Consider the following 9,300-nt stretch of genomic DNA (forward strand, 5'->3'; position numbering starts at 1 on the left):
AATATCAAATAGGGATGTATTGTAAAAGTTTCAGAGCGTAATTGCACGAAGTGTGATTATCGTCCACCGTTCAGTAAAGTAAATATTTATGAGATGGAAGACAGAATACTGGGCACTTTATCCAATGATGAACATACAAAGTCAGCTGTTTCCATGGTTGCTTTATCAAACGCTTGACCTGATTTAACCAATATGGCAGTTTTTACTCCAGCGCTGCGAGCAGCTTGTATATCAGAGACTTTATCCCCCACCATAACACTGTTTTCAACCTTAATATCAAACTCATTAATCGCCTGCATCAGCATACCTGCCCGAGGTTTTCTGCATTGACAATCAACCAAGTACTCTGGTTCAGCTTTACTGGGATGATGTGGACAAAAATACACTTTACTGATTGCCACATCACGCTTAGCAAATTCCTCACACATCCACTGACTTAATACATTAAATTGAGCTTCGGTATAATAACCGCGACCAATCCCTGATTGATTAGTCACAACAACAATAATATAGCCTTGCGCAATGAAATACTGACATGCCTCAAAGACCCCTTCAATAAATTGAAAATCTTCTCTTTTATGTACATACGCATGATCAACATTAATAACACCATCACGATCTAAAAAAATAGCTTTTTGACTCATAACACCCTTATAACCTTTCAGTATTTACAACATGGTCAAACATGGTAACAACCTGTTCAGTGCTGATCTGTGACATTAAATCAGCGCCTTTAACTCTTGTACCCCATGGCACTTGCTTCGCGGTTTTCTTTTTTTGCTCAAATAAATTGTAGTGATAAACCTCAACAACATAGTCTAAATATAAATAAGGCCCGGTACGTTGTGGATTCGAATGTGCGTATAATCCAATCACTGGTGTCTGAACTGTCACCGCCATATGAGCAGGTCCAGTATCTGGCGCCAGAACTAGTTTTGCTTGCTTCAAAACACACAATAATTGCTTTAACTGCGTTTTTCCGACTAAATTAAGAATAGGACAACATGCTTGGCTGACTATTTTATCTGCCAAAGTTTGCTCTAATGTCGTTGGCCCACCAGTGAGCACCACACTAAACCCTTGCTTGTGTGCATGTTCAGCAACTTTCGCGTAGCGCTCAGGTAACCAATTTCTTTCTTCTTTACTTGCCGCAGGTGCAATCACAAAAACTTTATCTAACTCGTATAAAAGCTGACTTGCCACACTTTCATCATCCACCGAGTAAGGCATTTCCCAACTCGGAATACCGCATTTTGCACCAATTGCTCGAGCAAAATTCTGAAAGCCCTCTAAAACATGAGGCTCGCTTTGTGCTTGTATTCGTTTATTAATAAATAAGCTGTGTAACTCTTTGCTACGATGTTTATCAAAACCAATTTTCTTCTTGGCTGGAATGCATCTGGCTACCAAATTAGCCCGTAGGGCAACTTGCATATGCAGCAATACATCAAATTTTCGGCCTTTAAAACACACTCTCAACTGGTTATACGCGGCTTTCCCTTGCTTCTTATCAAAAATAACAAACTCGATACCTGGCAAGCCCGATAGCAACATGGCTTCAACCTTTCCTATTACCCAAGTAATTTTTGCATGTGGGTGAGCCGCTTGAATGTCTTGAACTGCGGAGACTGCATGGCAAACGTCACCGATAGCCGATAATCTTAAAATACAAATTGAATTATATTGATCTGTCACACTTTTCCCGCAAGATAAACCTCATTTAGAATCCGATCTTAAATTATTCACATCGCTTTGCAAGTTTATAGCGAGGTAAAAACGCGATACACTACCTCCATCTAAGTTTACTTTACCGCTGATATGCACATTAATGATACAAAACAGGGGTATATATTAAGCCCTGAATACGTTGAGCCCTCTTTCCCTTCTAAATACTTTGATGCGAGTTATTGGCAACAAAAAAACGCGATTGTAGGCACCAAAGAAGGACGCGCTACTGCTTGGTTTTTTAAGCATAACGACACCGTTAATGTGCTCAAACATTATTGGCGAGGCGGTATCATAGGCAAAATATTATCTGATCAATATATTTATACGGGGTTAAAAAATTCTCGTGTTTATCGCGAATTTTTACTTATGTGTGAACTACAAAAACGTGGTTTAGCAGTTCCTCAACCAATCGCAGCCAGAGTAACGAAATCTCTATTCATATATCGTGGAGATTTAATTACTTCCGCCATACCAGGAGCTATTAGTTTATGCGAGTTGCTACAGACACAGCCGCTTACAGATCAAAATCTTAGTGATGTTGCTTTAACTATCGCCGAGTTTCATAACGCTGGGGTTTACCATGCAGATTTGAATATCAACAATATCCTCTTTGATGATAAGGGGAAGGTGTATCTTATCGATTTTGATCGCGGTGAATTAAGAAAACCAGCTTTAGACTGGCAGAACAGTAATATAGAACGGTTACAGCGCTCTCTGCACAAAGAGGCCGGCAAATGGCCGACCTTCTACTTCACTCCTGATAACTGGGTATCATTTCACACCCATTATATGGATGCCAGACATCCATAAACTCTTATTGAGTTGACTGCGCTTTCTTAATAATATTTGAAGTAGAGCAACCATTTAAGAAGTCAAGCACCTCAACTTTTCCTCCGGCACTCAGCACATGATCGGCACCAGCGATTTCAGATACCTTATAATCACCACCTTTGACCAAAACATCAGGGCTGAGTCGTGCAATCAGTTCTGCTGGCGTATCTCCTTGTGCTTCACTGCCAAAAGGGATTACCCAATCAACCGAAGCCAATGCAGATAGTACCATAGCCCGCTCATCTAAAGGGTTTATTGGCCTATCGGAACCTTTAAGACGTGATATAGACTCGTCATTATTCAAACCGACAACTAACCTATCACCCATAGCTTTAGCTTGTGCCAAATATTTTACATGTCCCGCATGTAATATATCAAAACACCCATTGGTAAACACAATACGCTCACCATTTTTTTGTGCGAGTGCAATATGTTGATGCACATCATCATAAGGAGTTTGATAGTGCTCGCCATTCTCAATTAAGTACTGCCCTAGCTTGCGACTTAACTCTTCGGGCGTTACAGTGGCAGCTCCGAGTTTACTCACTGCAATGCCTGCAGCAATATTTGCAACTTCCACTGCATCTTTCGCAATCATACCGGCCCCCAACATCGTTGTCAGGGTTGCAATTACTGTATCACCGGCACCAGTTACATCACTCACTTCTCTTACTTGAGCTGAGAAATGATGTTTTTCTGAAGCACTAATCAATGACATGCCTTGTTCTGAACGAGTTAGCAACATTGCTTCAATGCCTGCTTCTTGTAGTAGCTTACGAGCGCTCTCAGTTAATGTCTCTTCAGAATCAACAATGCCCCCTGCTAGTTTAAACTCATTAAGATTGGGTGTAATGAAGTCTGCACCGCGATATAAAGCAAAATCAGATGACTTAGGGTCAACAAGCACTGTTTTTCCTGCGGATTTTGCAACGGCTATCATTTCTTGAATAGCCGACAGCGCCCCCTTATTATAATCTGAAAATAAAATATAATCATATTCATCAATGACTTCTTTAAGTTTACTCAACAGAAAGCGACTATGTGTATTTGTAAATGTCTCTTCTAAGTCTAACCTTACAACTTGTTGGTGCCGGCTTATGACTCGCATTTTAGCGATCGTTGGTAGCGCATCAATGCTCACTAACTGAGAATGTATATTTTCAAATTGCAAAATACGCTCTAGAGTTTGACCATTGTCATCCTTACCTATCAACCCGAGCAATCCCACTTTTCCATCTAAATGTGCCACATTCTTAGCAACGTTTGCAGCGCCCCCTGCTTTGTCTTCTAGGCGGCTCACTTTAACAACGGGTACCGGTGCTTCAGGGGAAATCCTACCGGTATCTCCTAGCCAATAACGATCAAGCATGACATCCCCAACGACTAGAACACGCGCTTCATTCAGATGTTGTAAGTTGGCTAAATTCATTGTTGCAACTCCGCAACCAACATATCCACAGCTTCACATAACCAATGACCAATAAACATATGAGCTTCTTGAATACGCGCTGTTTCATCATTACGAATTATAATTGGTAACTTCGCAATGCTTTTTACTTCACCACCATCTCGCCCCGTCAATGCCACAGTGAACGCACCTAACTCATTGGCTGCTGCCAGCGCCAAATTAATATTGGCGCTCGTACCGGATGTTGTTAAACCAATCACTAAATCTTCTTTTTTACACAAAGCTTGAACTTGACGCTCAAATACCGTATCGAAGTGGTAGTCATTGCTATGCGCAGTTAAAATAGATGTATCTGTGGTTAGCGCTATGGATGCCAACGGCCCCCGCTCCAGCTTATATCGAACGACAAATTCGGCAGCCAAATGTTGCGCGTCTGCCGCACTACCACCGTTGCCGAACCAAATAACTTTACCACCTCGGGCTAAAGCGCTTTGGCATGCATTCAATAGTTGCATCACTTCTTGATGATAATCAGCCATTGTATTGAAAACATCTTGATGACGTTGCAAAGAAGCTAAATAACTTTGTTCAACATGTTGATTTTTCGACATATCAGTTCCTAAATCACCGCTATTGGGCTTAATTCTGTAAATAATATCCGTGAGCTACCAGTATACATTGACTGATAACCAAGTATAGCTCTGTCCAAATACATCCTTACCCACAGCCAAAGTAGTCTCAACCTGCTTTTTGGCAATGCTACGACTATTGCTAATTTGCAACTCTTGACCCACTTCATAATTCTCCCCCAGTTGACCAAGCTCATTTAAATAACCACTTTTATTTTCAATTCTAGTGTATTTCGCTCGCCACAAAGAAGTGAAGGATTCACTATAAGTAACATCAATAACATGAGCTTGAGATGGTGCTGCATCGCCAAACTTTCGTTGATCACCAATAAAACTCCCCATGACAGCTCCACCAATTGAATTCCCGTAAGTTGGGTATATTTGATTGACATACCAAAGGCTGTGCTGATTTGAATACTCATAACGCAACGTACTTTCAGCTGTTAATTTTGGAAGATAAAAACCAAGATTGGTCGCGGTGTTACCAAATTGGTAGTTTTTGTGGCCTTTAGTATCCTCTCCTCCATATTCTATATACCACTCAACTGGCAATACTGTCGTTGTCCGTAATGTACTTGTAAAAGTTACCCATTGGTCTCCTAATTCTTCATCCCTACTACCAGTAAGACCCGAATTATCATTTCCTGCTGGGTCAAAATAAGCTTTTAATACATCCTTAACATTAACTTCGCGAGGCCCACCTCCGAATTGCATCATTCGATTTAAGCCAATTTTCCAACCATCTATCGGCTCTAGGCTAAAGTGTGTGCCAGCCAGCTTCGGTCTGCCACTATGGAGTTTTCCTTCATATAAGATGCCACTTTCTACATGTTCCGACTCTGCGTAAAAAAGCTCAAAGTCAAAGTTCCACCAGTTTTTTAGAGGTGCAATTAACCCAATAGATACAGAAGGTAGCGGTTTTGCATTATTAGAGTAGACTTGTGCAAAGCTTTTAAACGGTGAGAACCAATGTTCTTTATATCCTAAATTGAGCTGAAAAGTCTCACCGCCTAACGCGTAAAAGGTATTATAAGGGATCAAATCTCCAGCTTCGACTCGGTAATCAATGCCGACTTGTAATAGCGAACTTTCACTACCTCGCCAAATACCTTCCAGTGACAGTTCCCCATATTCACTAGAGACATTACTTCTCTCATTAGCTAATTTAACTTCCTCTCCAGAATCAATTCTCAATTTGACTCCCTGACGGGTAATGTCATCTTTACTTGAGTAGGGCTTCAAACGCTTCTGAATAGCATTATATAACGCTCTATCAAGACTATAGAGCTTTCGCAGCGCAGAATGTATTTCGCTTAAACGATATGGTTTTGCCATTGGTGTACCATGTGTTAAAGCAAACATCTGGTCAATTTGATACTCTAAAATGACATCTTTCCCAATTGGTAAATATGCCGTTGGTGCTGAAAATGTATAGGTAGAGAGGAAAAATAATATACCAGCAAAGAAATACGTACTTTTAGACTTCATCTTTTATCAGTGTTTTTTGAAATATACCTATATGGTAACAAAGTTATTTTGTGGGAGCACGACTCTAAAGTGTGTAAATTTGTTATTAGATTTTAATTCTTACACAATTCACAGTAAAATGAGTTTTTATATTTACCATATGTGACTCATGATACGCTTTTTATACAGCTGCTTCCTTTATATACTCAGCCCATTTATAGTCATTTATCTATACCTAATAAGAGGGCATAAAACTCCTACTTATCGGCTGTTTTTTTTAGAGCGCTTTGCTCTTTCTTTGAAGTCTTTACCAAGAAATGCCGTCATTTTCCATTGCGCATCAGTAGGTGAGGTGCTCGCAGCGACGCCATTAATAAAAGCATATATAAAACGCCACCCGAACGACTACATTGTAATTACCTGCAACACGCCTACTGGTCGCCAACAAGCTACTGATAGCCTTGGGCAACATGCAAATATTTGTTATTTGCCATTTGATTTTTGGCATTGTAGTAAACGCTTTATCAAAACCTTACAACCAAAACTACTGATCATATTAGAAACTGAACTTTGGCTAAACCTATTAGCACAAGCTAACAAACAAGCATGCCCGACTGTTATTATCAATGCGCGTTTGTCTGAGAAATCGCTGAAAGGCTATCAAAGAGTCTCTCCCCTCGCCAAACGACTTATGAAAAGCATAGATCACTTAGCATGCCATAATGAGGAAGATGCAAAGCGTTTTATTACTCTGGGCCTAGCTAGGCAGAAAGTAACCGTAACAGGGTCAATAAAGTTTGACATCCAAATAGATTCTGATGTTCAGTTAAATGCTAACGCCTTAAAAGCACAGCTTGCGGACAGACCTGTATGGGTTGCAGGTTCAACTCACCCAAAAGAACATGAAAAAGTACTTTTTGCCCATCAACAATTATTAAAGAAAAACCCAAATGCTTTGTTAATTATTGCACCGCGACACCCAGAACAGTTTCAATTTGTTGCAGACATACTCAATCAACAAGCATTCTCTTTTACTAAACGTAGTGAGGCTTTAGAGCCTACAAAACAGGTTTTGCTGGCCGATACTTTGGGTGAGCTAAAAATGCTCTATGGCTGTGCAGATATTGCTTACATAGGTGGTAGTCTTATTGAAAGAGGTGGGCATAACCCGCTTGAAGCAGCGGCTTTTGCCGTTGGTGTACTTACAGGACCTTCAACTTACAACTTTTCTCACATTTACCCAGACCTACTCTCCAACAAAGGTGCACTACAAATTGATCATGAACAACAGCTTAGTGAAGTTTTAATTAAGCTATTCGATGATTTCGATACTCGAACGTTGCTGGGTAAAAATGCACATGCATGCCTACAGAAAAATCAGGGCGCAATTCCTAAATCTCTTGATTTATTAACTTCATTACGCACATCAGAGGAATTAACATGACCACACCTATTAATGTCATGCAGAACTGGGTTAGCTCTGTTATCGTTAAATTCAACTTTTGCCCATTTGCAAGACAAGAAGTTGAGCAGAATAAAATTCACTACCAACCATCGAGCAGTATAAGTCATGATGATGCTGTCATGGATATGCTTGAGCAATGCGTTCAATTAACACAAAATCCAAAAAGAGAAACAACCTTGTTATTTTTTACACAAGGGTTTCAAAACTTTGATGATTTCTTGAATCTAGTCGATTTAGCGAATGCTATGTTATGTGTGCAAGGTTATGAGGGTACTTATCAAATAGCTAACTTCCACCCTAATTATGTATTTGCAGACAGCGAAGATAATGACCCAGCAAACTATACTAATAGGGCTCCCTACCCAACTTTGCACCTAATTCGAGAACTCAGTATGGAACACGCGCTTGATAATTACGATGATCCGGAAAGTATTCCTGAAAACAATATAAAACTCACACGCAGAAAAGGAAAAATCTTCTGGCAGAACTTGCTCGCCGATTGCCATAATAAAAATGTAGACGAGTGACCGTATAGGCTACTTATTACTGCTTGTAGTACAAGGTAATTTGCTTGTACTATCGATTCCCTTTCGAAAAGTACTCGTGTTGTAGACTTACTATTACTGCGAAGTGCACTAATTACACTCATCGAAATAAATTGTAGCCTAGCTATAATAACTGCCATTTCATTGATATGTCTTTCGAGGCGTTCCTCGAATTCAATAGTAAAACCAATCATCGCCTAACGCCAATTTTGAATCGGCATCATCCATTTCTTGCCGGCATATTTTATCGCAAGATAAAGCATTTTTCTCGCTGAATTATCGCTCAGATTTTGCTAATAGTTGTGCCATGATTTTGCAATTTGCGGATATTGGCTGTCCCAGAAGTTGCTGAAGCGTTCCAGTTCAAGTAAGGCTTCATCCTCTGTAGCTGAACGATAAACACGCTTTAAATCAGCGGTGACTGCTTTGTAATCTTTCCTCGAGACATATTTCAACGAATTGTGAACCATGTGCACAATTCGCAGCTGGATGTTAGTTTGAGGAAAACGGTATTGATAGCATCAGGGAAACCTTTAAGGTCATCAGAAGATGCTTTCCATACCACGCTATTGAAGTTCTGTCAGAATGTTTAACCAACCTTCGTTCTCGGCGATCCACATACCCATCAGCTCTTTATAGGCTTCGGTATTGATACCCACAGCTACAATAAGCGACTTGTTGATAACCCTTTTTTCTTGACGAATTTTAACGACTATACAACTCAGTTAAACAATAGAATATATCGTATCAAATGGACGTGATTACCTCTCGATAACTTATTCGATAACCGCATACGAGAAACTAGTGTCGGCGATATATCAAAACCATACCGTTCATCAAAAGCATTCGATCGCTCATACCTTGTGCAAACAGCCAGAAGATTTTATCGCCCATAGATGTGAAACGGGTTTGGTGCTTTTTGATCAGCCTAGGTTCAAAATCGCCCCGTCAGTTTTAACCCGTTTGCTGTTCTTGCCATTGCGACTATCAGTCGATGTAGTTTCAAGGTCTATAAATACGCCTATTTCTTGCCCACTTTTATGGTTCCTGACCTACGTCAGGAAGACAACGAGGTGAGCGTAATAAAAACCCCACCTCTAAATAGAAACCTCCGTCTCCCTGAACTGGTTTCAGGGTCCATAGGGTTTTTATTCTAGGCTTTCTCTAAAGCTCTTCCCTAAATAGTTTTCCCAAACCCCAAATGCAAAAAACCCGTCGCATCTCTGC

8 protein-coding genes and 1 pseudogene are annotated in these 9,300 nt (G+C 40.2%); 3 read left to right on the forward strand and 6 right to left on the reverse strand.

Going from position 1 to position 9,300, the window contains the following annotated elements:
• Positions 1-86 precede the first annotated feature (86 nt).
• Both gmhB and J8M01_RS18120 read right to left on the reverse strand, forming a co-directional pair.
• Complete coding sequence (gene gmhB, locus J8M01_RS18115) at positions 87-644, reverse strand: D-glycero-beta-D-manno-heptose 1,7-bisphosphate 7-phosphatase (RefSeq protein WP_211058870.1); 558 nt, start codon at positions 642-644, stop codon at positions 87-89.
• A 7-nt stretch (positions 645-651) separates the two neighbouring features.
• Positions 652-1,695 carry a glycosyltransferase family 9 protein gene (locus J8M01_RS18120; RefSeq protein ID WP_211058871.1) on the reverse strand — a complete coding sequence of 348 codons (1,044 nt, stop codon included), beginning with the start codon at positions 1,693-1,695 and terminating at the stop codon, positions 652-654.
• Between the two features lie 123 nt (positions 1,696-1,818).
• On the opposite strand from J8M01_RS18120, the gene J8M01_RS18125 reads away from it, so the two are divergent.
• Positions 1,819-2,538, forward strand: coding sequence for a 3-deoxy-D-manno-octulosonic acid kinase (locus J8M01_RS18125; RefSeq protein ID WP_211058872.1), 720 nt, complete (start codon positions 1,819-1,821; stop codon positions 2,536-2,538).
• A 4-nt stretch (positions 2,539-2,542) separates the two neighbouring features.
• Here J8M01_RS18125 and hldE read toward each other — a convergent pair whose 3' ends face one another.
• Genes hldE through J8M01_RS18140 form a run of 3 tightly spaced genes read right to left on the reverse strand, consistent with a single transcriptional unit; the run spans position 2,543 to position 6,084 of the window.
• On the reverse strand, positions 2,543-3,988 hold the full coding sequence (hldE, locus tag J8M01_RS18130; RefSeq protein ID WP_211058873.1) for a bifunctional D-glycero-beta-D-manno-heptose-7-phosphate kinase/D-glycero-beta-D-manno-heptose 1-phosphate adenylyltransferase HldE: 1,446 nt from the start codon (positions 3,986-3,988) through the stop codon (positions 2,543-2,545).
• Positions 3,985-4,578 (reverse strand): SIS domain-containing protein, encoded by a 594-nt coding sequence (locus J8M01_RS18135; RefSeq protein ID WP_210998281.1) that lies wholly within the window; start codon positions 4,576-4,578, stop codon positions 3,985-3,987. Before J8M01_RS18135 ends, hldE begins: the two co-directional genes overlap by 4 nt.
• A 54-nt stretch (positions 4,579-4,632) precedes the next feature.
• Positions 4,633-6,084 (reverse strand): capsule assembly Wzi family protein, encoded by a 1,452-nt coding sequence (locus J8M01_RS18140; RefSeq protein ID WP_211058874.1) that lies wholly within the window; start codon positions 6,082-6,084, stop codon positions 4,633-4,635.
• A 148-nt stretch (positions 6,085-6,232) separates the two neighbouring features.
• Between J8M01_RS18140 and waaA the strand changes: the two genes are divergently transcribed.
• Both waaA and J8M01_RS18150 read left to right on the forward strand, forming a co-directional pair.
• Positions 6,233-7,507 carry a lipid IV(A) 3-deoxy-D-manno-octulosonic acid transferase gene (waaA, locus tag J8M01_RS18145; protein ID WP_211058875.1) on the forward strand — a complete coding sequence of 425 codons (1,275 nt, stop codon included), beginning with the start codon at positions 6,233-6,235 and terminating at the stop codon, positions 7,505-7,507.
• Positions 7,504-8,055, forward strand: a complete 552-nt coding sequence (locus J8M01_RS18150; RefSeq protein WP_211058876.1) for a DUF1415 domain-containing protein — start codon at positions 7,504-7,506, stop codon at positions 8,053-8,055. The genes waaA and J8M01_RS18150 overlap by 4 nt, the downstream gene beginning before the upstream one ends.
• Before the next feature lie 311 nt (positions 8,056-8,366).
• Here J8M01_RS18150 and J8M01_RS24010 read toward each other — a convergent pair.
• Positions 8,367-8,732 (reverse strand): annotated as a pseudogene (locus J8M01_RS24010) (transposase).
• Positions 8,733-9,300 lie beyond the last annotated feature (568 nt).

The organism is Pseudoalteromonas sp. MMG005 (assembly GCF_018101015.1).
Taxonomy (GTDB): domain Bacteria; phylum Pseudomonadota; class Gammaproteobacteria; order Enterobacterales; family Alteromonadaceae; genus Pseudoalteromonas; species Pseudoalteromonas aurantia.